Annotated in this window: 21 protein-coding genes and 2 pseudogenes; 12 read left to right on the top strand and 11 right to left on the bottom strand. The window is 66.0% G+C overall.

The window, feature by feature from the left end; translation table 11 throughout:
* Positions 1 to 132 precede the first annotated feature (132 nt).
* From K7I12_RS03510 to K7I12_RS03540, 7 genes are all read left to right on the top strand, one after another.
* Positions 133 to 708: a LolA family protein gene (locus K7I12_RS03510; RefSeq protein ID WP_231663032.1), complete on the top strand. Its 576-nt coding sequence runs from the start codon at positions 133 to 135 to the stop codon at positions 706 to 708.
* Positions 698 to 3,040 carry an MMPL family transporter gene (locus K7I12_RS03515; RefSeq protein WP_231663033.1) on the top strand — a complete coding sequence of 781 codons (2,343 nt, stop codon included), beginning with the start codon at positions 698 to 700 and terminating at the stop codon, positions 3,038 to 3,040. The genes K7I12_RS03510 and K7I12_RS03515 overlap by 11 nt, the downstream gene beginning before the upstream one ends.
* 66 nt (positions 3,041 to 3,106) lie before the next feature.
* Positions 3,107 to 3,676, top strand: a complete 570-nt coding sequence (locus K7I12_RS03520) for a DUF3261 domain-containing protein (protein ID WP_231663034.1) — start codon at positions 3,107 to 3,109, stop codon at positions 3,674 to 3,676.
* The gene (locus K7I12_RS03525) at positions 3,673 to 4,875 is read left to right on the top strand and encodes a beta-ketoacyl-ACP synthase (protein WP_231663035.1); all 1,203 of its coding nucleotides are present in this window, start codon (positions 3,673 to 3,675) and stop codon (positions 4,873 to 4,875) included. The genes K7I12_RS03520 and K7I12_RS03525 overlap by 4 nt, the downstream gene beginning before the upstream one ends.
* Positions 4,876 to 5,391, top strand: a complete 516-nt coding sequence (locus K7I12_RS03530) for an ApeP family dehydratase (RefSeq protein WP_231663036.1) — start codon at positions 4,876 to 4,878, stop codon at positions 5,389 to 5,391.
* Positions 5,381 to 6,145: a 3-oxoacyl-ACP reductase FabG gene (gene fabG / locus K7I12_RS03535; RefSeq protein ID WP_051907341.1), complete on the top strand. Its 765-nt coding sequence runs from the start codon at positions 5,381 to 5,383 to the stop codon at positions 6,143 to 6,145. Before K7I12_RS03530 ends, fabG begins: the two co-directional genes overlap by 11 nt.
* A gap of 103 nt (positions 6,146 to 6,248) precedes the next feature.
* The gene (locus tag K7I12_RS03540; RefSeq protein WP_231663037.1) at positions 6,249 to 6,857 is read left to right on the top strand and encodes a hypothetical protein; all 609 of its coding nucleotides are present in this window, start codon (positions 6,249 to 6,251) and stop codon (positions 6,855 to 6,857) included.
* Positions 6,858 to 7,055: 198 nt separating this feature from the next.
* Here the strand turns inward: K7I12_RS03540 and K7I12_RS03545 are convergent, their stop codons facing one another.
* A complete protein-coding gene (locus K7I12_RS03545) occupies positions 7,056 to 7,910 on the bottom strand; it encodes a universal stress protein (protein ID WP_031382708.1) in 855 nt (284 codons plus the stop codon).
* Between the two features lie 268 nt (positions 7,911 to 8,178).
* Between K7I12_RS03545 and K7I12_RS03550 the strand changes: the two genes are divergently transcribed.
* Positions 8,179 to 8,520 (top strand): TraR/DksA family transcriptional regulator, encoded by a 342-nt coding sequence (locus K7I12_RS03550; protein WP_231663038.1) that lies wholly within the window; start codon positions 8,179 to 8,181, stop codon positions 8,518 to 8,520.
* A gap of 33 nt (positions 8,521 to 8,553) precedes the next feature.
* Here the strand turns inward: K7I12_RS03550 and K7I12_RS03555 are convergent, their stop codons facing one another.
* The 5 genes and pseudogenes from K7I12_RS03555 to K7I12_RS17640 form a co-directional block, all read right to left on the bottom strand.
* Positions 8,554 to 9,765 (bottom strand): MFS transporter, encoded by a 1,212-nt coding sequence (locus K7I12_RS03555; RefSeq protein WP_231663039.1) that lies wholly within the window; start codon positions 9,763 to 9,765, stop codon positions 8,554 to 8,556.
* A gap of 163 nt (positions 9,766 to 9,928) precedes the next feature.
* Entirely contained in the window at positions 9,929 to 10,069 is a 141-nt protein-coding gene (locus K7I12_RS03560) for a hypothetical protein (protein WP_160171082.1), read from the bottom strand.
* 19 nt (positions 10,070 to 10,088) lie between these two features.
* The gene (locus tag K7I12_RS03565; protein ID WP_031382705.1) at positions 10,089 to 11,579 is read right to left on the bottom strand and encodes a SulP family inorganic anion transporter; all 1,491 of its coding nucleotides are present in this window, start codon (positions 11,577 to 11,579) and stop codon (positions 10,089 to 10,091) included.
* Between the two features lie 311 nt (positions 11,580 to 11,890).
* On the bottom strand, positions 11,891 to 12,550 hold the full coding sequence (locus K7I12_RS17455) for a DMT family transporter (protein ID WP_051907340.1): 660 nt from the start codon (positions 12,548 to 12,550) through the stop codon (positions 11,891 to 11,893).
* Positions 12,507 to 13,123, bottom strand: a pseudogene (locus tag K7I12_RS17640) (Glu/Leu/Phe/Val dehydrogenase dimerization domain-containing protein). Before K7I12_RS17640 ends, K7I12_RS17455 begins: the two are co-directional and overlap by 44 nt.
* A gap of 132 nt (positions 13,124 to 13,255) precedes the next feature.
* Here K7I12_RS17640 and K7I12_RS03575 point away from each other — a divergent pair.
* Positions 13,256 to 14,125, top strand: a complete 870-nt coding sequence (locus tag K7I12_RS03575) for a halocarboxylic acid dehydrogenase DehI family protein (RefSeq protein ID WP_031382701.1) — start codon at positions 13,256 to 13,258, stop codon at positions 14,123 to 14,125.
* A 92-nt stretch (positions 14,126 to 14,217) separates the two neighbouring features.
* Here the strand turns inward: K7I12_RS03575 and K7I12_RS03580 are convergent, their stop codons facing one another.
* Entirely contained in the window at positions 14,218 to 14,889 is a 672-nt protein-coding gene (locus tag K7I12_RS03580) for a haloacid dehalogenase type II (RefSeq protein WP_231663041.1), read from the bottom strand.
* A gap of 324 nt (positions 14,890 to 15,213) precedes the next feature.
* Between K7I12_RS03580 and K7I12_RS03585 the strand changes: the two genes are divergently transcribed.
* Together K7I12_RS03585 and K7I12_RS03590 are read left to right on the top strand one after the other, a co-directional pair.
* Positions 15,214 to 15,540 carry an alpha/beta fold hydrolase gene (locus K7I12_RS03585; RefSeq protein WP_031382699.1) on the top strand — a complete coding sequence of 109 codons (327 nt, stop codon included), beginning with the start codon at positions 15,214 to 15,216 and terminating at the stop codon, positions 15,538 to 15,540.
* Between the two features lie 120 nt (positions 15,541 to 15,660).
* A pseudogene (locus K7I12_RS03590) lies at positions 15,661 to 15,945 on the top strand (SDR family NAD(P)-dependent oxidoreductase); the annotation flags it as partial.
* Between the two features lie 20 nt (positions 15,946 to 15,965).
* On the opposite strand, the gene K7I12_RS03595 reads toward K7I12_RS03590, so the two are convergent.
* On the bottom strand, positions 15,966 to 16,766 hold the full coding sequence (locus K7I12_RS03595) for an SDR family NAD(P)-dependent oxidoreductase (RefSeq protein WP_031382697.1): 801 nt from the start codon (positions 16,764 to 16,766) through the stop codon (positions 15,966 to 15,968).
* A gap of 255 nt (positions 16,767 to 17,021) precedes the next feature.
* Between K7I12_RS03595 and K7I12_RS03600 the strand changes: the two genes are divergently transcribed.
* Positions 17,022 to 18,443, top strand: a complete 1,422-nt coding sequence (locus K7I12_RS03600; RefSeq protein ID WP_231663042.1) for an APC family permease — start codon at positions 17,022 to 17,024, stop codon at positions 18,441 to 18,443.
* On the opposite strand, the gene K7I12_RS03605 is transcribed toward K7I12_RS03600, so the two are convergent.
* From K7I12_RS03605 to K7I12_RS03615, 3 genes are all read right to left on the bottom strand, one after another.
* A complete protein-coding gene (locus K7I12_RS03605; RefSeq protein ID WP_231663043.1) occupies positions 18,431 to 19,231 on the bottom strand; it encodes a slipin family protein in 801 nt (266 codons plus the stop codon). The genes K7I12_RS03600 and K7I12_RS03605 overlap by 13 nt on opposite strands.
* On the bottom strand, positions 19,228 to 20,697 hold the full coding sequence (locus K7I12_RS03610; RefSeq protein ID WP_231663044.1) for an NfeD family protein: 1,470 nt from the start codon (positions 20,695 to 20,697) through the stop codon (positions 19,228 to 19,230). The genes K7I12_RS03605 and K7I12_RS03610 overlap by 4 nt, the downstream gene beginning before the upstream one ends.
* Before the next feature lie 79 nt (positions 20,698 to 20,776).
* Positions 20,777 to 22,576: a DUF748 domain-containing protein gene (locus tag K7I12_RS03615; RefSeq protein ID WP_231663047.1), complete on the bottom strand. Its 1,800-nt coding sequence runs from the start codon at positions 22,574 to 22,576 to the stop codon at positions 20,777 to 20,779.

Here is a 22,576-nt window from a genome sequence, read left to right on the forward strand (position 1 = left end):
TTCATTGGTCGGACTGGCGACGAAAGCACCAGTACCGGGCTTGGCAGTGCCACTGTCGGCAGCAGCAAGCCCGGATGGCAATGCATGAACGATCACGGCTGTAGTTACGACTGTAGTACTAAGGAGCCAACCATGCGAGTCCTGAGCCTGCTGCTACTGCTGTGGAGCGTCCCGGCGCTGGCCTTCGAGCTGGAGGACTTGCAGGCGCGACTGGCGGCGACCCCCGACATCGCCGGACGTTTCGAGCAGACGCGCTATCTGGCCGATCTCGACACCGAGCTGGTCAGCCGCGGGCGCTTTCGCTACGAACGCGCTACGCGGGTGATATGGATCTTGGAAACCCCGGTCGACAAGCGCCTGGTGTTCACGCCGCAGGATGCCACGCACCTCGATGGGACGGGCAAGGATCGTCGCCGCCAGCAGGCCGCCGAGCTGCTGCTGAGCCTGCTCGACGGCGACTGGCGCGCGCTCGAGCAGCGCTTTCAGATCACCCTTGCCGGCGACGCTAAAGCCTGGCGCGTCGACCTGGTACCGCGCCAGCAGGCCGTTCGCCAACGTCTGGACAGCATTCAGCTCGCCGGCGGCCGCTATCTTCAAACGCTCCGCCTGCGCGCCGCCAACGACGACACGCTCAACGTGACCTTCAGCGACCAGCGCCCGCTCGACGCGGACAGGCCCCAGGACGGCGAGAGCGCGGATGGCGAGTGAGCCGCATCGCCGCCTGGCCTGGCTTTCTTCGCGCCGCCTGGCCTGGCTTTGGGCAGCCATCCTCGTCGGTTGCACGCTGCTGCTGGCCTGGCAGTTGCGCGACGGGCTGCCCAGCGACACCCGGCTCACCGCACTGCTGCCCGAGGATCGCCAGGCGCCGCTGATCGAGCGCGCCTCGGCGCAGCTCGGCCAGCCTTTCGAGAATCGCTTCGTGGTGCTGCTCGCCGCCGACGATCTGCCCAAGGCCAGCGCCGCGCTGGCCGAACGCTTGAGCCAGCTCCCCGATCTCGCCCGCCTCGACTGGCGGGACGTCGACCTCGCCGACGCCGACCCCGGCGAGACGTTGGGTGACTATCGCTATCGGTTGCTGACCCCGGCGCTCAAGGCGGCGATCGATGCCGACGGCGGCGCCACGCTGGTCGAGCCGGCCCTCGAGCGGCTGTTCTCGCCGCTCGGCTCGCCGCAGCCGATACGCGATCCGTTCGGCCTGCTCGCGCGCTGGCTGAACGTTCAGGACGACGCGCGCATCGAGGCCTGGCAGGGCCTGTTGACGGTGCGCGACGGCGCCGGCACGCGCCGCGCCCTGCTGGTCGGCCAACTGGCGGGCAGCCCCTACGCGCTGCCGACCCAGCAGGCCCTCGTCGCGCAGTTGGCGGCGTTCGAGCGCGCCCACCCCAAGGCCGAGCTGCTGCAATCGGGGCTGATCTTTCACGCCGCCGCCGGCGCCCGTCAGGCACGCAGCGAGATCTCGACCATCGGCCTTGGCGCCTTCGCCGGACTGATCGTGATCCTGCTGACGGTCTTTCGCTCGCCGCGCACGCTGGTGGCGCTGTTGCTGCCGCTGATCGGGGGACTGCTGTTCGCCCTGCCGCTGACCCTGGCGCTGTTCGGCCGGCTGCATCTGCTCACCCTGGCGTTCGGCGCCAGCCTGATCGGCGTGGCCATCGACTACGCCCTGCATCTGCAGAGCGACCGCGCAATCCGGGGAGCGAGCTTTCGGCTGCGTCCGCTGTTGCCGGGGCTCGCGCTGGGACTCGCCTCGAGCCTGGCGGCCTATCTTGCCCAGGCGCTGACGCCGCTGCCCGGGCTGCGCCAGATGGCGATTTTCGCGGCGCTCGGGCTGATCGGCGCCTGGCTGTGCGTGGTGCTGTGGCTGCCGCGGCTGCGCTTGCCGGCGCACCCCGCCACCGCGCGGCTGGCCGAGCGATTGTGGCGCGCCACCACGCCGCGCCAGCGGCTGTCGCCGTGGGTGGCGCTGATCGGCGTGGCATTGATGCTGGCGATCGTCGCCGGGCGCCTCGAATTCGACGACAGCCTGCGCCTGCTCAACCCCTCGTCGCCGCAGCGACTCGCCGAGGAGCGCCAGGTGCAAACGCTGCTGGGCAGCGATACCGGCAGCCACTACCTGCTGGTGCGCGCCGATGACGAGGCCGCCCTGCTCGAACGTCTGGCCGCGCTTGGCGACGCACTGGATGCGCGGATCGACGCCGGCCTGGCGATCGGCTACGACAACCTCGCCGAGCGCGTGCCCCCGCCGGCCGAGCAACAGGCCAACCTCGCGCGGGTACGCCGGCTCTACGGCGAACCGCTGGCCACGCTGGTCGAACGCGCCGGGCTGCCGCCGCAGACGCTGACCCGCGCCCGGGCCACCCTCGACGACGTGCCGGTGCTGCGCGTCGCCGACTGGCTGGCGATGCCCGCCGGCGAACGCGACCGCCGGCTGTGGCTGGGTCGCGTGGACGCTGCTGGTGGCGAACAAGCCGGCATGCTGGCGGCGACGTTGCTGCTGACCGGCGTCGACGCCCCCGACGAGGTCGCCGCGCTGCAGCAGTTAGCCGTCGGCGACGACGCGGTCAGCTACGTCGACCGTGTCGCCCGGCTGTCGGCGCTGCTCGGCGAGCTGCGTCGGCACATCGCCGGCTGGGTGGTCGCCGCGCTGGCGGGGCTCATGCTGGTGCTGGCCTGGCGCTATCGCCGCCGCGCCTGGCGGGTCGCCGCGCCGGCGCTGGGTGCGCTGCTCGGTGTGCTCACGTTGTTCGCGATCGCCGGCATACCGCTGAATCTGTTCAGCCAACTGGGTATGCTACTGGTATTGGGGATCGGCCTCGACGCCGGCATCTTCAGCGCCGAGCATGGCCGCCATCCGGCCACCTGGCTGGCGATCACGCTGTCGACGTTGACCAGCGTGCTGGCCTTCGGCCTGCTGGCCTTCAGCGCCACCCCGGCGCTGCATAACCTGGGCCTGACCTGCCTGATCGGCCTGACGCTGGTCTGGCTGCTGGTGCCCTGGGTCCGTTCGCCAGACATGACGACGCGACAGGAGAACGCATGACTAGTCAGCAAGCATTCGACGCTGATGTGATCGTGATCGGCGCCACGTCCGCGGCGGTGCGCTGAGATGCGCTATTCGCGACCGCTCGTCATTGCTGCGCTGCTGGCGCTGCTCGCTGGCTGTTCGCTGGCCCCGCCGCTGCCGCCCGCGCCCAGCCAGCCGGCGCTCGCCGAGCCGGCGACGCTCAAGCGCCAGCTGACCTTCGAGCGCGACGACGACCCCGAGCCGCAGACGCTGATCGCGCTGATCCGCCTCGACGGCAGCGAACTGCGCGCGGCGCTGCTGACCCCCTACGGCCAGCGCCTGGTGACGCTGGTCCAGGATGCCGACGGCAGTCGCTACGTCGCCGGCGACGTGCCGCTCGCCGAGATCGAGCAGCGCCTGCCGCCGGCCGACTGGCTGGCGGCGCGGCTGCAATGGTGCCTGTGGCCCGCCGCGGCGCTGCGCGAGGCGTTCGCCGGCACGCCATGGCGCTTGACGCTGAGCGAGCGCTCGCGGGAGATTCGCTACCGCGATCAGTTGATCGCCCGCATCAGCCCTGCCGACAGTCACGCCGGCACTCGCCAGCCGGTATTGCTCGACGATCGTCAGGGCCACTACCGTTTACGTATCATCCCGCTGAAGGATTCCCCATGAGCGACGCCGCGTTCCGCCGCGTACCCTGCCGACTCTCGCCGCCCGGCGTGGTGTGCAGTCTCGGCGATACCAATGAGCGCATCGCCGAGGCGCTGTTCAATGGCCGCCGCGGGCTCGCGGTCAGCGACGCCTTCACCCCGGGAAGACCGCTGCCGCTGGGCCGGGTCGCGACGCCACTGGCCGATACCCGCGCCTGGCCCGCCGAACATGTCAGTCGCAACAACCGGCTGCTGGCGCTGGCGCTGGAACGGCTCGGGGAACAGCTAGACGCAAGCCTCGAGGCGGGGCTGGCGCGCCATCCCCGCGAACGTATCGGCGTGGTGATCGGCACCAGCACCTCGGGGATCGGCGAGACCGAGGCGGCGCTGGCCACCGCCGGACGCTCGGCGCCGCTGCCCGACGACTTTCGCTACGCCCGCCAGGAGCTCGGCGCGCCGGCGCGCTTCGTCGCCGAACGGCTGGGAATCACCGGCCCGGTGTATGCGCTGTCCACCGCCTGCAGCTCGAGCGCCCGGGCGCTGGCCAGCGCCCGGCGGTTGCTGCTTTCCGGCGAGTGCGACGCGGTGATCGCCGGCGGCGCCGACAGCCTGTGCCGGCTGACCGTCAACGGCTTCGCCAGCCTCGAGGCGGTCAGCGAACGCCCCTGCCTGCCGTTTTCCGCGCATCGCGACGGCATCAATCTCGGCGAGGCGGCGGCGCTGTTCATGGTCACCGCCGAGCCCGGCGGCATCCAGCTCGCCGGCGTCGGCGAGAGCGCCGACGCCTACCATATCTCGGCGCCGCGCCCCGACGGCAGCGGCGCACTGGCGGCCATGCGCGGCGCGCTCGAACAGGCCGGCATCACGCCGCAGCAGGTCGATTATCTCAATCTGCACGGCACCGGCACGCTGCATAACGATCGCATGGAGGCGCTGGCGGTCAGCGCGCTGTTCGCCGCTTCGCCGCCGGCGAGTTCGACCAAGGCGCTGACCGGCCATACCCTGGGCGCCGCCGGCGCGCTGGAAGCGGCGTTCTGCTGGCTGGCGCTGGCGCATGGCCGATTGCCGCGCCACGTCTACGACGGCGTCTACGATCCCCAGCTGGCGCCGCTGGCGCTGGTCGATGACCCCATGCCCGCCCGGGCGCCGCGCCATGCACTGAGCAATTCCTTCGCCTTCGGCGGCAACAACGCCAGCCTGCTGTTGAGCCGGGAGGACTGAATGACTTACGCCTCGCCCCCCGACATCGCCCTCGCCCTGCCCCGACCCATCGCCGAGTATGTCCCCCACGCTGCGGGCATGTGCCTGCTCGACACGCTAATCGCTGCCGATGAACACGGCCTGACCGCCCGGCTCGCGCCGCGCGCCGACGATCTGTTCGCCGAGGCTGCAGGGGCGCCTGCCGCAGGAATGCCTGCCCAGGGCATCCCCGGCTGGGTGGGCATCGAGTGGCTGGCCCAGGCGGTCGCGGCCTGGGCCGGCTGGCAGGCCGCGCAACGCGGCGAGTCGTCGGCGATGGGTGTTCTGGTGGGCAGTCGGCATTACACCAGTTGCAGACCGCACTTTTCGATTGGCGTGACGTTCGAGGTGCGCATTGGCTGCGATTTCGTCGCCGCCAACGGCCTCGGTCAGTTCAGCGGCGAGATCCTGGCAGTGGATACTCCCGGCGCCGCGCCGCTGGCCGAGGGCCGGTTGACCATCTATCAGCCGCCCCAGGACGCCGCCCATGACCCGTGACAACGCCTCGCTCTCCACGACCGCCCGCGTCTCCGGCACGATCCTGGTGACCGGCTCGAGCCGTGGCATCGGCAGGGCGATCGCCCTGCGCCTGGCCCGCGACGGCTTCGACGTGGTGCTGCACTGCCGCAGCCGGATCGCGGAGGCTCAGGCGGTCGCCGAGGAGATTCGCGGGCTGGGCCGTCGAGCCCGCGTGCTGTGCTTCGACGTCACCGAGCGCGCCCAGGCGCGCGCCACTCTCGAAGCCGACATCGCCGAACACGGCGCCTACTACGGCGTGGTCTGCAACGCCGGCATCACCGCCGACGGCGCCTTCCCGGCGCTGACCGACGAGGCCTGGGACAGCGTGATCGACACCAGCCTCGACGGTTTCTACAACGTGGTGAAGCCGCTGGTGATGCCGATGATCCGCCGCCGCGCGCCGGGGCGCATCGTGGTGATGTCGTCGGTCTCGGGGCTGATCGGCAATCGCGGCCAGGTCAACTACAGCGCCGCCAAGGCCGGCCTGATCGGCGCGGTCAAAGCGCTCGCCGTGGAGCTCGCCAAGCGCCGCATCACCGTCAACTGCGTGGCGCCGGGGCTGATCGACAGCGACATGACCGCCGACGGCGACTTCGCCGAGGCGCGCCGGGCGATCCCCATGCAGCGCCTGGGCAGCGCCGACGAAGTGGCCGGCGCGGTGAGCTTCCTGTGCGGCCCCGATGCCGGTTACATCACCCGCCAGACGCTGGCCGTCAATGGCGGGCTGTGCTGACGCAGCTGTCCAGCGACGAGCGACATCGTCAAGTTATCGTCCGTGCAGCCGATAACAGCCAGAGATGAGGTGGGTTCCGCCTCGCCGGAGCCGGGAGCCGGGTGTGACAACACTGATCGTTTTCGTGGTAGTCGCCACGTTATTGCTGGGCGGGCTGGGCATCGTCGCCAGTGCGCCGAGCTGGCCGCTGGCGCCGGACACCCTGGCGCTATTCGGGGTCTATGGCCTGGCGCTGGTCGCCGCCATGGGCCTGGTCGTGCTGCTGGTGGTGATCGTCGCCCAGCAGCGTCACCAGCAGCAGACGCTGATCGAGAGTCTGGCCGGCCAGCAACGCCAGCAGCGCAGTCTCGAGACCGCCCAGTTGATGGAGCGCTTCGTCCATCAGGCCGAAATGCTGCTTGCCAAGGACAGCCTCGATCCCAACAAGCGCAGCGTGCAGCGTTGCCTGGGACTCGATGCGCTGCGTGGCAATAGCGGGCGCGGCGATCCCAACTACCACCGCCTGGCACGGCTCTTCGAATGGCTCGCCGATACCGCCGACGAAGCCCGCAACGACCCTGCGCAGTATCGCTTGATCGAGCCGATCCTGCGCCAGTACGCCGAGATCGCCGACCAGTTGTGCCGGGTCGGCGAAGTCCAGGCGGAACGCCTGGCACCCCTGCTGCAGTTCCAACCCTCGCCGCCGGCGATCGCCGACGAGAGCGCGCTGTAGACCCTGGCGCTCGCCCGGCGGCTCAGTACAGCCGGGTCTGCGGGGTCGGCTGGGTGTGTTCGGCCTTGATCGCCGACCTCGCCAAGCAATGCGTCGACGCCGTTATGGATGACCGCCCGGCTCATGCGGGTCTGGATATCGTGACGCTGAATCATGCTGTTGGCTCCTTGAATAGCGCGGGTACCGTCGGTTGGGCGTTCAACGTAGCAGCAGCAGCGGAATGTCGGCATTGCGCAGCATCGCCGTGGTGGTGCTGCCGACCAGCAACTGGCGGATTCGCGAATGACCGTAGGCGCCCATCACCAGCAGGTCGATGGCGTGCTCGTGCTGGTATTCGTGCAGGCTGGCTTCCACTTCGCCGGCGCGAATCGCCCCGTGGGCCTTGATCCCCGTGTCGTTGAGGATATCGAGCGCCCAGTCGAGCTGGGCCTGGATATCGGCGATATCCGCGCCGATCATCACCACATGGCAGGCCAGGCCCTTGAACAGCGGGCTATCGGCGATCATCTGCACGCCCTTGCGGGTGGTCTTGCTGCCATCGAAGGCGATCATCACCCGCTCGGGCGCGCGATAGCGCTCGGGCACCATCAGGATCGGCCGATGCATCGCCCGCACCACGCGCTCAAGATTCGAGCCCAGATGCTCACTGGCCCGGTGCGCCGACTCGCCGCGCTTGCCCAACACCAGCAGCCGGATGTCGCCGCTGAGTTCGCTCAGCGTCTCGACCAGCTCGCCGTTGCGCTGGCGGGTCTGGGGCTCGGCGACGCCTTCCTGCTGGGCGCGCTGACGGGCCTCGTCAAGCATCAGCCGGCCCTGCTGCTGGGCGACCTTGGCGCGCCGCTCGTCGAGCTGGGCAAGCTCGTCGAGCAGGTGTTCGCGACTGCCCAGGCCGATATTGCCGGACAGGTCGCCGGCCTGCGGTGGCGGATGGTTGTCCAGCACGTGCATGAACACCAATGGCGCAGCCAACCGCTGGCTGGCCCATACCGCGTAGTCGCAGACCGCCGGCGCATAGCCGGAACCGTCGATACAGGCCATGACTTGCTCGCTCATCGCGCGCGTCCTTCCTCTCTGTCCATTTACCTCGTTTCTAACTCATCCGGTGCGCCGTGAACAGCACCCGATACATCCCCGGGACGATCGGAGTCGGCTCACCAGCCTCTCGAGGGCATCCGTCCATGGCTATCCTGCGAAGCCCGGTCGCCTGTGGATCATGCATCGGCCCGGGGCAATCGCTACACAGCCGGATCTGGATCTCCTAGAATTTCGCCATGGCTTACCGTTTAGCCGTGGTCCTGTCGCGAGCGTACTGGAGAGTTCGATGAATCACCCCGAGATTGATGTCGAAAGCATCATTGCGAAGCTGCACAGCACCCGCGACAAGCTGCTCGAAGAGAGTGCCGATAGCACCGACTCGCGTGCCACGGTCATGCTCGACCAGACATCGGTGGGTCGTCTTTCGCGGATGGACGCCATGCAGGCCCAGGCAATGGCCAAGGCCGAAGAGCAAAGACGCCAAGTCACGTTGCGTAAAATCCAGTCTGCACTGGCGAGACTCGAGTCAGGCGAATTCGGCGAGTGCATCGACTGTGGCGAATGGATTTCATTGGCAAGATTGCAATGGGACCCGACCGTACTCAAGTGCATCGACTGCGCAGATTAAGGCCACGCACAGACGTGATTACGGCAAGCCGCTCTATTGCCGGCTGATGCCACGAGCAGCTTCCTGCAGGGGCTTCCAGGCCAGCAACCATCCGATAGCGACCATGGCGACCATCAACAACAATATCGTCGTGAACGCTATGCCGGCATCCAGCAGAAGGCCGAACACCGCAGGCGCCAGGCCTGACGAGAACACCATCCCCGCTGCAAAGACCGAGCGCAGCGTCGCCAGGTTCCTGCTTCCCCATATTTGAATGAGCAGGCTCGTTATAGTCGGCTCCTGCATGCCGGTGACCAGGCCCGACAAGAGCATGTAGGCAAAAATTCCATAGGCATTTTGAAGGCCGACGGCGATCAATAGACCCGCCATCAGCGGGAACAGATATAAACGCGCCATCATTGCCGCACCCAGCCTATCGACCAGACGCCCCGCGATCAGGGCGCCGCATACGCGCCCCGTTGCTGCCAGCGCAAAGCCCACGGCAAAGGCCGAGGGCGTCGCATCGAACTCTCCGACCAGGTCCGCTTGAAATACGAAAATTCCGGTGTTGACTATCCCGATCGACATCATCATCAAGCTGAGCCGCCAGAAGCGCATGTCACTCAAAGGCCGGGGAGACGAGTCGGTGTCGCTTTTATCTGTTTTAGGATGATGCTGATGGGATGGCGTTGGCCAAGTGTCAGTCAAGGTCAATACAGGCAGCCAGATAACCAGCAGTGTCGCCAGCATTACCCACCACACTTCCCTCCAGCCCATGACAAGCAAGGCCCCCGCAATGGCGGAGGGCAGTATCGCCTCGCCGATCGGCATCGCCAGGGTGACCAGTGCAAGCGCGCGGCCACGGGCCTGAGCGACCTGTTTGGCGACAACCGTCGTACCCAGGTGAGTGAACAAGCCCTGGCCACAAAACCGGACCAACCCGAGCCCGATAAGCGCCGTAATGGGCCATGACGTCAGCGTAAGAAGTAGAACCCCCAGCGTCATGGCCAGTACGATAAATGCTGCAAACAGGCGGGCGGGGACCCAGTCCAACGTAGGCCCGATAAAGAAGATCAAGAAACCGGAGATCAGCGTTACCGCTGAGTAGGCCATGCCGAACTGCCCGTTGGTCAGTGCAAAGGTTTCGGAAATGGCCGGTTGGAAGAATCCGACGACGAAGGTCTGTCCCAGGTTTCCCGAAAAGACCGCTATGAAGCAAAGCGCGAGAACTCCCGGATACTGCTTGACGACATCCTTGTAACTCATGATCGAAGCTCCCTGTTAGCGCGCTGCCTGCAGCCTGCTCCCAGAGCAGGCGCTTAGGGCCTTTCCGGACCGCCATCCGGTATTGCACCGCGAGAAGCCCCTTTCGATGGCGCCAGGTCCGATCAGCCGGAACCCCAGCGCCTGTCGAAGCCAGGCCAGGCGATCAACGGATGATCAGGACGGGGACGCTGGCATGGCGGATCATGTCGGTGGTGGTGCTACCCACCAGGCTGGCCCAGGCTGCGGCATCGCATACGGCAGGCGAGAAGCTGGAGCCATCGATACATGCCATTATCTCTCGCATTAGTAGTCGCTCCTTATTATCAGTGGCCGCTCATCAGCTTCTCGACGGCGTCCGGCTTGTCGTGGATGGCGAAGCGATCGACGATGGTCGCGCTGGCCTCGTTGAGGCCGATCACCTCGACGTCGGTGCCCTCGCGGCGGAACTTGATCACCACCTTGTCGAGCGCGCCGACCGCGGTGATATCCCAGAAGTGCGCATGGGTCAGATCGATGCTCACCCGCTCGACGGTTTCCTTGAAATCGAAGGCGTCGGTGAAACGATCCGCCGAGGTGAAGAACACCTGGCCGACCACGCGGTATTCACGGGTACGCCCGTCTTCGCTCATGGCATTGCCGATATACAGCACTCGGCCGACCTTGTTGGCGAAGAACAGCGAGGCCAGCAACACGCCGACGAACACTCCTATCGCCAGGTTATGGGTGACGACCACGACGATGACCGTGGCCACCATGACGATATTGGTGCTCATGGGGTGCTTCTTCAGATCGCGCAGCGATTCCCAGCTGAAGGTACCGATCGAGACCATGATCATCACCGCCACCAACGCGGCCATGGGAATCTGCGACACCCAGTCGCTGAGGAATACCACCAGCAGCAACAGGCCGACGCCGGCGATCAGCGTCGACAGCCGGGTGCGCCCGCCGGATTTGATGTTGATCACCGACTGGCCGATCATCGCGCAGCCGGCCATGCCGCCGAACAGCCCGGCGCCGATGTTGGCGATGCCCTGCCCCTTGCACTCGCGGTTCTTGTCGCTGGGCGTATCGGTCAGATCGTCGACGATGGTCGCGGTCATCATCGATTCGAGCAGGCCGACCACGGTCAGCATCACCGCGTAGGGGAAGATGATCGCCAACGTCTCGACGTTCAACGGCACGTCGGGCCACAGGAATATCGGCAACGTGTCGGGCAGCTCGCCCATGTCGCCGACGGTGCGAATGTCCATGCCGCTGACCAAGTAGACGAGGGTCAGCACCACGATGCAGATCAGCGGCGAGGGCACGGCCTTGCCGATCTTCGGCAGCAGCGGGAACAGGTAGATGATGCCCAGTCCGGCCGCGGTCATCGCATAGACATGCCAGGTGACGCCGGTCAGCTCGGGAATCTGAGCCAGAAAGATCAGGATCGCCAGGGCGTTGACGAAGCCGGTGACCACCGAGCGCGAGACGAAGCGCATCAGCTCGCCCAGATGCAGGTAGCCGGCGACGATCTGCAGCACGCCGGTGAGCAGCGTGGCGGCGAGCAGGTACTCGAGGCCATATTCGCGGACCAGGGTGACCATCAACAGCGCCATGGCGCCGGTGGCCGCCGAGATCATCCCCGGCCGGCCGCCGGCAAAGGCGGTGATCACGGCAATCGAGAAAGATGCATAGAGGCCGACCTTGGGGTCGACACCGGCAATGATTGAGAAGGCGATCGCCTCGGGGATCAGCGCCAGGGCGACGACGATGCCGGCCAGCGAGTCGTTCTTGATGTTGGAAAACCAGGTCTGTCGAAGGGAGCGAATCATTCTCGGTTCCGTTGTTGTCGGAGACGCAGCGCGCAGTCAACGCGGCCCTGAGCCGGCCGCTCCATGAATGGCGATGATCTCTGCACTGAGTGTCGGGCACAGCAAGACGGCGGCGAGCGGAGAATGCCCAAGGCACGCTCACGTCGCGGCGTGCCGGGCACGCGGGGAGGCAGGCGGTTCGCTAGGGTGGACTGCTCGCGGCACTCGAGGGCATGGCCGTGTCGATCCCGTGGTTGGTAGCCGGGTGTGTGCGTCAGCCGTCGAAAGGTTGCGACCTTGGTCTAAAGGCTATCGACGACAAGTGGCGGAGTCTAGCAGCTATCGCCAGCGGCTTCACCCCGCGCGGGGCCGCTTGCCGCGCGTTCGCGACGCCGGTCGAGCAGGCCCTTGGTCATCAGCGTGCCCACTACCAACGCGCCGCCGACGAAGGCCAGCGGCGCAGGCGTCTCACCGAGTAGCCACCACACCCATAGCGTGCCGGTGACGGTTTCCAGCAGCATCAGCAGGCTGACATCGGCCGCCGTCAGATACAGCGGCCCGCGCTGAATCAGCGTGAAGCCCAGCGGCAGCAGCACCAGGCAGAGCAGCGCCAGGTAGCCGGCCTGGGCCGCCGTGGGCACGACCACGGCGTCTCCGGCGGCCAGCCCTGCCAGCCACGCCGCAGCGGCGACCAGCAGCCCCGAGAGCACCAGCATCGGCGTCATGTCGACGCCGGGACGGGTGCGGCACAGCGTGAAGTTCGAGGCCATCGCCAACGCCGCCATCACCGCGAAGGCGTTGCCCAGCCAGGAGCCCGGCCCAGCGTTGGCCAGCACATCCGGAAGGACGGTAACGCCGCGCTCCTCGAGCGTGGCGTCGGCATTCGCGGTGATCGGCCCATTGGCGATTTCAAGAATGCTTTTGGCCCGCACCTGACCGACATTGGCGTCATCGATCTGGTTTTCCAGGGCGGCGAGCGAGCACCAGCACATCGACATCCAGCGCCAGCAGGTCGGCGTTGCTCATGCGCTCGACCCCGGATTCCTCGCACAGCGACGACTCGCAATAGACCATGCCCTTGAGCTCGCGGGTCGCGTGCTTGTGGCGGTAGATCCGCTCCAGCTCGAGCCGCGACAAGGCCTTGGGGTCGACGCACACGCCCCCTTTCGCCCCGCCAAAGGGCAGATCGAGGACGCTGCACTTGATCGCCATCCAGAAGCCGAGCGCGGTCACCTCGTCCGCGGTAACGTCTGGATGAAAGCGGACCCCCCCTTCGCCGGTCCCCGCGTATCGTCGTACTGCACACGCCAGCCCTGGAAGACCTGTAACGAGCCGTTGTCCATGCGTACGGGGATACTTACCTGCAGGGTCAGCGCAGGTTGCGCCAGCCGACGCCGCGTCTCCTCGGCAATATCGAGATCGCTGTAGATCGCCTCCAGGCGAGACTGTGCATCGCCCAGGGTCGTCCGTTCATCGCTCATCACTCGCTCCTTCGAGAGTGTCCGCCGCATCATGCACAGCGGCTGTCCTACCCAATCCTTGCTCTGTCTGCACAGGGTAGGCATATGCCCCTCTTCTCTCCAACGCAATGAATTACGGACCCGCACAAGAACCGGTCCGGCCCGATGGGTTTTGCTCCAGAGAAGAGCGACGCCTATCGTTGTTGTAAACACCTCGATGCCTTGGATGGAATGCCCATGAACGAAGCAGATCAGCAGCGCCTGGCCGCTGGCGAAGCCCTTCTCCCTTCCCTGACCGACATCACGCCGGACAAGGCCGATGCCCAGATTCGCGAGACCTATGAGTCTATACAGACGATACTGCGCGTGCCGTTCAACAATTTTCTCTTCCGTGCACTTGCCAATTGGCCGGATTATTTCGATGGCGCATGGCGCGCATTGGCGCCTGGCGTCGGCACGTACGCATTCGAAGAAGTCGCCGATGAGCTCAGGGCGGCAGCCATACTCGATCCACTCCCCACCGACACGGATTGGTCGGCGCTCGGGGCGCTGGAGGATATCCAACCGTTTACCGACAGCATCCACTACGTCCTGCCCAAGCTCGTACTGCTCGCGACCTGTCTCGACCTTGGGCTCGTTCCCGCTCCGCGTGATAGCGCCATCCTGCCACGCGCCGTAGCGCCCGGCACGCGGGCGCTCGCCATGCTGAGCGAGCAGGAGGCGCCGGCCGATGTAAAAGCGATCTTCGAGGATATAAAGGCTACTCATGCCCACCCGGGGGTCGCCAGTTATTATCGGGGGATCGCCCATTGGCCGGCGTTTCTTTCCACGGTCTGGCAGCAAGTGAAAGCACGCGTCGAATCGGACGATTACCGCGCGCGCAAGAAAGAGATCCTCACGCTTGCTCAACAAGCCGTCGAGCAGCGCCTCGATGCCCAACCGCTGGAAACCGTCACCGGCCTGCCCCGGCCCGATGAGGTCGGCAACATCGCCGCCGTGTTCCGCTATCGGTTCACGACAGACCTGCTACTCGACGTCGGCCTGATCCAGGGCATGCTGGGTGGCCGCCAGGCCGCCATGCGATCTCGCTTCAGTGTCCATCGCTGACCGGCCTCATTCATCTGCAGTGCGAGTTGACGGGTTCGGCTCTTCGACGCGCGTGAGCGACTGCGTCTCGATCGACTTGCGGTGCGAAAATCCTAGGCTTGGCGAGCGAGGATCTTCTCGACGACCTCTCGCATGTCGTCTCCCTTTATGTCCGGCTGGATCCCCACCGGGTTGAGCACCTTGCCCGGCCGCGCGACGAACGCCGTCTGGCAGCCGGCACTCGCCGCACCGGCGATGTCCCACGCGTGTGCCGCAACCATCGTCATCTCGGCCGTGGTGATGCCCAGGCGCTCCGCGACCATCCGGTAGGGTTCGGGGGCTGGCTTGTAGCGCTTTACCTCTTCCACCGCCATGATGGCGTCGAAGCAGTCCGTCAATCCGGCCGATGCCAGTTGCTGCTTCGCCGTGTCCAGGCTGCCGTTGGTCAAGGCGGTGAGGTGCAGGCCATGGTCGCGCAGCGATTGCAATGCCTGCAGCACGTCCGCATGGGGCGGCAGCGTCTTGAGTCCCTCCACCAGTTCCTGTCGCTGAGCGTCGGTCACGTGGATTCCCCGTCGCCGACCGGTCATGGTCAAGGCGCCTTGGACCAGCTCACCGAAGGGCTGGTAGCGGTCGATGACGGTTGCCGTAAGCCAGCTCTCTTCCAGGGTCAGAAACCACTCGACACGCGTACGAGCATCGCCGAACAGCCGCTCGAAGAAAGGATCGAGCGCCGCAACGTCGAGCAGCGTCTCGTTCACGTCGAATATGATATGCCGGGGCATGATGCCTCCTTTCCGCCCATGCGGTGTTGGCATGCGTTTGGCGAACCACTCACCGCAACGCAAATGGAACCACTGGTACAACTAGATCATTCGCCGCGTCCTGGCCAACCGGAATCGTCGTCACTGCTTCGAAGTGAGCGTCTGCGATCGGTGGCAAAAAGAGTTAAATTCATGCAAGAAACCGCCTCCAATGACAACTAGAGTGGAGGAACAGTTGAAGGAACAGCCAAGGAAAAAACGCATGGATGGAGCAACTTCAATCATCAATACCTACACGTCGGCGGCCATCGCATCGCGTACCTCGAGCAGGGCGCGGGCCCGCCGGTGCTTCTGCTGCATGGCATTCCGACGTCCAGCCTGCTCTGGCGCAACGTCATCCCGCCCCTGGCACGCACGCATCGCGTGATCGCGCCGGACCTGCTCAACTACGGCAAGTCCGACAAGCCCGACGATGCCAACGTCTCCATCGAAGCGCAGAGCCGGATGTGCTCTGGGGCGTCACGATCCCTTTCAGAAACCCGAGTACGCGGAGAAGCTCAAAGCGACGCTACCAATACACGCCTCGAATGGGTAGACGCCGCGCACTGGATTACCGAAGAACGCCCGGATGAGGTCGCGGAAATTCTGGGTCGTTTCCTGAAAGCGCGATAACGCCAGCATCCCCGGCCGTATGGCCCAAATGACGAAAAAAGTTACGGAAGAACAGGAAGGCAAGGATGTCGATCAACCAGACGCTGCGCAAAGCGGCAGGATGCGCCCTCGTCGGCGGAGTACCGCCGACTGTTCAATACCAATTTCTGGGGTGTCGTTTTCGGCTCGCCCGCCGCCCGCAAACATTTGCGGCAATACGGGGGCGCGATCATCGCGGTGGGTAGCGCCGCTTCCGAGTTCGCGCTTCCGGTTCAGGGCATGTACTCGGCGTCCAAGCATGCGATCAAAGGGTTCATCGATGCCTTTCGGCTCGAAACCGAGCAGGAGCGGGCACCCATCGCGGTGACGCTGATCAAGCCCGCCTCGATCGACACGCAGCTTCCCGATCATGCCGTCAACTATTAGGTCCTCAAGCCGGACACCTCTCACATGCTGCGATGGCGCGCAGCGCGCTGTTCGAGACTGGCTTTCTTTTCCTCGATCAGGCTGTCGGCCTTGCGCGGATTGTCGTGATTGGTTTTAACCAGATCAATGAAGTCATCCCCGCCACGGATCACATCGATAGCGTCGTTTTCGAGACCGGCCACCAGCGCGTCGGCGACCGCTTCGGGCGTCTCGTAGCCCGCTTTATCGCCGGAGTCGGCCGTCTCCATCATCGGCGTATCCGTGGCACTGGGGTAGACGGTCATGACGTGTACGCGCTCATCGGAGAGTTCCCGCCGCAGGGCCTCGCCAAACCGCGCAAGCCCGCCCTTGGTCGCGGCATAAGGCGCATAGAAAGGCATCCCGACCAGACCGATGGAAGACGAAACATTGACGATAACGGCCGCTTCACTCTGGCGCAGGCTGGGCAAGGCGGCGCGAATGAGCAGTATCGGTGCGATGAGATTGACTTCCACTTGCTTGCGTATATCGCCGGGCTCGATCGTTTCTAGCTCGCCCGCACTCACGCTCCCCGCGCTATTGACGATGCCATCCAAACCGCCGAAATGCGCAACGATCTGGCGCAGGGTGCTTTGCTGCCAGGTTTCGTCGCTGACGTCTCCGGCCAATACCAAGGCCTCGCCGCCGGCCTCTCGTACCAGGCGCGCCGTCTCTTCGAGGGGTTCCTTGCGTCGGCCCGATAGCGTCAACCGCGCGCCCTTGCGTGCCAGCGCCACGGCGGTGGCACGGCCGATGCCGCTACCGGCGCCCGTGACGAAAATCGATTTCCGAGTAATATGCATGATCAATCTCCTTGAAAGTTGGATGCCCTACCTGGCTTTTCATGCGCAGGTCAGCGGTCGCGGACAACTGCGCCTAACAAGGCAAGTTAGCCTAGACCTCGGTGATATCGCCAATCCAACTCAACGCCAGCCTGGCGAGCTGTACAACGCGGCTCCGCCCCACTGCTATTTTGATGAATAGGTTTGAAGGACAGGCCCCGCCCGGCCACTCGCGGCGGACCATCACGGACGACCACCAACACGGCTGGAATACCCATGAATGAGACTTCGCATGACCACACACTAGTACGCGTACTCGCGCGGGGCGACGTACTGGCGCTGGCCTTCGGCGCCATGATCGGCTGGGGCTGGATCGTGCTGACCGGCAACGCGATCCTCGATGGCGGCAGCCTCGGCGCCATCCTCGCCTTCATCCTCGGCGGCATCGCCGTGCTGCTGGTGGGGCTGACCTACGCCGAGCTGGCCGCGGCGATGCCCAAGGTCGGCGGCGAGCACGTCTACAGCTACCGCGCGCTGGGGCATTTCGCCTCCTTCCTGTGCACCTGGAGCATCGTGCTGGGCTACGTCAGCGTGGTGTCGTTCGAGGCGGTGGCGCTTCCCACCGTCTTCGAGCAGTTGCTGCCCGGCTACGATGTCGGCCTGTTGTGGACCGTCGCCGGCTGGGACGTCAAGGCCACCTGGGTGGCGGTGGGCGTGATCGGTTCGCTGGCGATGATGGCCATCAATTACCTCGGCATCAGCACGGCGGCGCTGGTCCAGAAGCTGGTCACCGGGCTGATCCTGGTCGTCGGGGTATTGTTCATAACCGGTGCGCTGTTCGCCGGGGACGGCGTCAACATGGCCCCGCTGTTCAATCACCAGGCCAGCGGCGGCTGGGCCGGCGGGATCATGGCGGTGCTGGTATTGGTGCCGTTCTTGTTCGTCGGCTTCGACGTGATTCCCCAGGCTGCGGAGGAGATCGACCTGCCGTTTCGCGATATCGGCAAGGTGCTGATCATCGCGGTGCTGATGGCGGTGGCCTGGTATTCGCTGATCATCCTCGGCACCAGCCTGATGCTCGACCACGAGGCGCTCACCACGAGTTCGCTGAGCGTGCCGGACGCCATGGCCGCGGTCTTCGCCAGTCCGTGGGGCAGCAAGCTGATGGTCCTGGCGGGCATTGCCGGGATCATCACCAGTTGGAACGCCTTCTACATCGGCGGTTCGCGGGCGATCTACGCGCTGGCTCACGCCGGCATGCTGCCCGCCTTCCTCGGCAAGCTGCACCCGATCTATAAAACGCCCACCAATGCCATCGTGATGATCGGCGCACTGTCGAGCATCGCCCCCTTCCTGGGCCGCCCGGCGATGGTCTGGCTGGTCGATGCCGGTGGGCTGGGCATCGTGATCGCCTATTTGTTCGTGGCGCTGTCGTTCATGGTGCTGCGCTCGCGCGAGCCGCAGATGGAGCGGCCGTTCCGGGTCGCCGGAGGCAAGCTGGTGGGCGGTCTCGCCGTGGTGCTGTCCTTCGCCATGGCCTGCCTGTACCTGCCCGGCAGCCCCTCGGCGCTGACCGCGGTCGAATGGCTGGTGTTCGGCGGCTGGATGGTCTTCGGGCTGGCCATGTACCTGTATGCCCTGCGCCGCTATGGTCGCGCCTACAGCGATGAGGCGATGCAGCGCGTCTATGGACGCTGACGCTCAGGCGCTGCAGGGTCATCGGTCGGGGGCGTGGCGTGCTCGCCGCGCATCGCGCGGAACGCCTCCATCACGTCCAGCGGCAACGGAAAGACGATCGTCGAGGCGTTCTTGGCGCTCATGTCGCTCATCGTCTGCAGGTAGCGCAACTGCAGCGCCGCCGGGTTGGCCGACATCACGTTGGCCGCCTCGAGCAGCTTCTGCGAGGCCTGCAGTTCGCCCTCGGCATGAATCACCTTGGCGCGCCGCTCGCGTTCGGCCTCGGCCTGACGGGCGATGGCGCGGATCATGCTCTCGTCAAGATCGACGTGCTTGATCTCGACGTTGACCACCTTGATTCCCCAGCTTTCGGTCTGCACGTCGAGGATCTCCTGGATGTCGTCGTTGAGCCGATCGCGCTCGGAGAGCATCTCGTCGAGATCGTGCTTGCCGAGCACCGAGCGCAGCGTGGTCTGGGCCAGCTGGCTGGTGGCGGTGGCGAAGTGCTCGACCTGGATGATCGCCTTCTCGGGATCGACGACGCGAAAGTACAGCACCGCGTTGACGCGCACGGTGACGTTGTCCTGGGAGATCACGTCCTGCTCGGGCACGTCGAGCGTGATCAGCCGCAGATCGACCACCTGCATCTTCTGGATCACCGGCACGATCAGGAACAGTCCCGGGCCCTTGACCGCCTGGAAACGCCCGAGGAAGAACACCACCCCGCGCTTGTACTCGGGGAGGATGCGAATCGATGCCGCGATCAGCAGGATCAACAGCACGATCGGCACAAGATAGTAAAGCATCATGTCGGACCTCCTGGTTTCGGCCGTGAAAGAGCATTCGATGCGGGTGTTTCCTGCGTGGATACGCCAGGCTCGGTAGTAACCTCGACGGTCAGCCCGTCGACCGCGACCACGCGCAACCGCTGGCCGGCACGCACCGGTCGATCGCTGCGCGCGTTCCAGCGCTCGCCACGCAACCGCACGTGGCCGCGCCCCTGTTCGGGCGTACCGAAAGCGTCCAGCGCGGTGGCCTCGGCGCCGATCAGCTCGCTCTGCCCGGCACGCGGAGGGCGGCGCCGCAGACGCATGAAGCGCAGCATCACCCACAGCATGAACCCCGAGGCGGCGAGCGCCACCCCTCCGATCAACGGCAGCGACACCGCCAGGTTGCGATCGTCCATCAGCATCACCGAGCCTGCCACGAAAGCGACGATACCGCCGATGCCCAGCACCCCGAAGCTGGGCATCATCGCCTCGCCGACGATCAGCGCCAGACCCAGCAGGATCAGCCCCAGCCCGGCGTAGTTGATCGGCAGCACCTGGAAGGCGAACAGCGCCAGCAGCAGGCTGATGCCGCCGACCACCCCGGGCACCAGCATGCCGGGATTGATCAGCTCGAAGACCAGGCCGTAGAAGCCCACGATCATCAGCAGGTAAGCGACGTTGGGATCGCTGATCACGCTCAGCAGCTTGGTGCGCCAGTCAGGATCGAAACGTTCGAGGGACAGCCCGGCGGTTTCCAGGCTGCGCGTGCCGTCGGCCATCACCACCTCACGGCCGTCGATGCGCTCCAGCAGTTCGGCAACGTCGCCGGCGATGACCTCGATGACGTTGGCATCGAGCGCCTCGCGGGCGGTCAGGTTGACGGCATCGCGCACCGCGCGTTCGGCCCACTCGGCATTGCGCCCCTGGCGCTCGGCAAGGCTGCGAATGTAGGCCACCGCGTCCTCGAGTACCTTGCGCTGCATGGCGGTGTCGCCGCGCCGCGGGCCTTCATCCTCAGCCTGGTTGCCGCTGGCATCGCCCTCGTCCGCGCTCTCATCGGGCTGTTCGCCGCCGCCGATACGCACCGGCGTCGCCGAGCCCAGATGGGTGGTCGGCGCCATCGCCGCGACATGGCTGGCATATACCAGATAGGTGCCGGCGCTGGCGGCACGCGCGCCTTCGGGGGCGACGTACACCGCCACCGGCACCGTTGATGCGAGCATCGCGCTGATCATGTCGCGCATCGCCACGGCCAGCCCGCCGGGCGTATCGAGGCGCAGTACCACCAGCGCCGCACCGTCGCGCTGGGCCTTTTCCAGGCCGCGCTGAAAGTAGTCACTGGTCGCCGGACCGACGCTGCCTTGCAGCGTCAATACCAGCGCATGGCGCTGGGTTTGGGACGGCTGCTGGGCGCTCGCCGCCCAGGCCAGCAGCATCGCGCCCAGCAGGCAGGTCAGCCAGAGCAGGCGGCGATAACGGCTGGAGTCCGGGTCTCGTGGCGACATGACTTCCCCGTGCAATCGAGTGATGCTGTGTTCAGACTAGCCCAGCGCGACCGTCATCAGCCAATCGGGCGCCGCAAGATCACTGGCGAGTGCGGGCCCGCTCGTAGAGCGCCGTCGGACCGTCTTCGTCGCTTTCCGTGGACTCGGCATCGCTCCGGGCAGCGCTCGTTTGGCCCGTGCCGCTGTCATTGCCGGCGTCCGAACCGTCTTCACCACCACCCCCGGCCACCTCGGAAAGCGTCTCGAGCGGCGAGGAAACCAGGTTCTCGAGCGCCTCGCGGATCGCCTGGCCGGCGACACTGCCGAAATCCACCGAACCGGGATTATCCAGCGGGAGACGCATGGGGATGTCGAGCTCGATGACGCCATCGTCGTTCTTCAGCACGCCGATCAATGTCTTGAGCGGCAGATCGGTGGCCGAGGCGTCGACCTCTTCGCCGAGTTGCAACTGACGCAGGACGAGATGGTTCTGCGCCTCTAACCGGCCCTGCTCGAGTCGATAATCGAGATCCAGCGTCGCCTGGCCCTGCTCGATCGCATAGCCGCCGAACGCGCGCAGATAAGGCGCAAAGGTTTTCAGGTCGAGGCGCTCGAAGTGCAGGTTGAGGCGGCCGCTCAAGGTATCGCCCAGCGGGTCGAAGGCACCCTCGATACGCAGCGGCGAGCCATCGGCCACCTGGCCCTTCAGCGACAGCTGGCCGTCGCCTTCCCGGCCGGAATTGATGTCACGCCACTCGCCGGTCAAGGCCGAGAAATCGATGGTGAACGGGCGCGGCAGGTGACGGTCGCTGAAAGCCACGGCGCCCTGCTCGATGGCCAGGGTGTCGATCGCGTAGCGCATGCCGGCGCCTCCCGAACCATCGTTCGGCGGTCGCCAGGCATCGAGATTGGTGTCGAGTTGCTCGTCGATGGTCACCCTGAGCCAGGGGGCCTCGAGCGTCACTCGCTTGGCGGTCAGCTCGGGCTGCGCACTGGCGAACGTCAGCCCCTCCACGGCGAAGCGCTCGGCGCGGGCGATGGGATCGCCGTCCTCGGGGTCGCGCATCTGGAGACCCTCGATTGCCCCGGCGCCGGAGACCCGCGTGCCGGCATCGCTGGCCCGGCCCGCACGCAGGCGAATCTGCGCGCCCAGCTCGCCCGCCGCCGGCTGGGCGCGAACCACGTGGGCCAGGTAGCCCGACAGCGTGGTCAGCGGCACCTGCTCGGCGCTCAGATCGACATCCAGCGTCCATGGCGAGAAGCCCATCTCGCCCTCGCCGTTGAGAGTGCCGCCGTTCCAGTCCGCCTGGCCGCTCAAGCCGAAGGGCCGCTGCGCGGTGTTGTCGTAGTCGCGGGCCTCGAGCTCGAGGCCCTTTAGAGTCAGCGTCAACGGCCGGTCTGGCCGCCGGTTGATCCAGTCCAGCCGGCCATCGCTGACGTTGAGCCGAGCGATACGTAGCTGCATCGATTCTTTATTGCCGCCGCTGCTGCCGCCGAACAGCTGGGCCAGGTTCCATTCGCCGCTCGAGCGCCAGATCAGTTGCAGCCTCGGCGCCTTAAGATCGATCCGTTCGAAACGCCAGCCTGCGGCGGTCAGCGAGTGCCAGTCGAGCGTCGCCACCACCCGGCGACTGGCGAACACCGGGGTATCGCCCTGGCCGGCAATGCTCAACCCCTCCAGCGTTACCCGCGAGCGCCACGGCGTGATGGCGACATCCTCGATATCCACCTGACGGCCGGTCTTGTCAGCCAGCATCCGGCTGAAACGCTGGTCGATATACGCCGGCAACACCCACAGCCAGACGACCAGCAACAGCGCCACGAGCGCCGCCAGCACGACCAGAACCACGCTGACGCGGCGTCTGACGAGCTTCAGCTTGCCCGGAACTCGAAGATTCAT

The sequence above is a fragment of the Halomonas sp. IOP_31 genome (genome assembly GCF_021151495.1).
Classification (GTDB): Bacteria; Pseudomonadota; Gammaproteobacteria; order Pseudomonadales; family Halomonadaceae; genus Modicisalibacter; species Modicisalibacter zincidurans.

Coding starts and splice junctions, on each gene's coding strand:
- K7I12_RS03510 (WP_231663032.1), top strand. CDS start 133: ATGCGAGTCCTGAGCCTGCTGCTACTGCTGTGGAGCGTCCCGGCGCTG.
- K7I12_RS03515 (WP_231663033.1), top strand. CDS start 698: ATGGCGAGTGAGCCGCATCGCCGCCTGGCCTGGCTTTCTTCGCGCCGC.
- K7I12_RS03520 (WP_231663034.1), top strand. CDS start 3,107: ATGCGCTATTCGCGACCGCTCGTCATTGCTGCGCTGCTGGCGCTGCTC.
- K7I12_RS03525 (WP_231663035.1), top strand. CDS start 3,673: ATGAGCGACGCCGCGTTCCGCCGCGTACCCTGCCGACTCTCGCCGCCC.
- K7I12_RS03530 (WP_231663036.1), top strand. CDS start 4,876: ATGACTTACGCCTCGCCCCCCGACATCGCCCTCGCCCTGCCCCGACCC.
- fabG (WP_051907341.1), top strand. CDS start 5,381: ATGACCCGTGACAACGCCTCGCTCTCCACGACCGCCCGCGTCTCCGGC.
- K7I12_RS03545 (WP_031382708.1), bottom strand. CDS start 7,910: ATGAGCGAGCAAGTCATGGCCTGTATCGACGGTTCCGGCTATGCGCCG.
- K7I12_RS03550 (WP_231663038.1), top strand. CDS start 8,179: ATGAATCACCCCGAGATTGATGTCGAAAGCATCATTGCGAAGCTGCAC.
- K7I12_RS03555 (WP_231663039.1), bottom strand. CDS start 9,765: ATGAGTTACAAGGATGTCGTCAAGCAGTATCCGGGAGTTCTCGCGCTT.
- K7I12_RS03560 (WP_160171082.1), bottom strand. CDS start 10,069: ATGCGAGAGATAATGGCATGTATCGATGGCTCCAGCTTCTCGCCTGCC.
- K7I12_RS03565 (WP_031382705.1), bottom strand. CDS start 11,579: ATGATTCGCTCCCTTCGACAGACCTGGTTTTCCAACATCAAGAACGAC.
- K7I12_RS17455 (WP_051907340.1), bottom strand. CDS start 12,550: ATGTGCTGGTGCTCGCTCGCCGCCCTGGAAAACCAGATCGATGACGCC.
- K7I12_RS03575 (WP_031382701.1), top strand. CDS start 13,256: ATGAACGAAGCAGATCAGCAGCGCCTGGCCGCTGGCGAAGCCCTTCTC.
- K7I12_RS03580 (WP_231663041.1), bottom strand. CDS start 14,889: ATGCCCCGGCATATCATATTCGACGTGAACGAGACGCTGCTCGACGTT.
- K7I12_RS03595 (WP_031382697.1), bottom strand. CDS start 16,766: ATGCATATTACTCGGAAATCGATTTTCGTCACGGGCGCCGGTAGCGGC.
- K7I12_RS03600 (WP_231663042.1), top strand. CDS start 17,022: ATGAATGAGACTTCGCATGACCACACACTAGTACGCGTACTCGCGCGG.
- K7I12_RS03605 (WP_231663043.1), bottom strand. CDS start 19,231: ATGATGCTTTACTATCTTGTGCCGATCGTGCTGTTGATCCTGCTGATC.
- K7I12_RS03610 (WP_231663044.1), bottom strand. CDS start 20,697: ATGTCGCCACGAGACCCGGACTCCAGCCGTTATCGCCGCCTGCTCTGG.
- K7I12_RS03615 (WP_231663047.1), bottom strand. CDS start 22,576: ATGAATCTTCGAGTTCCGGGCAAGCTGAAGCTCGTCAGACGCCGCGTC.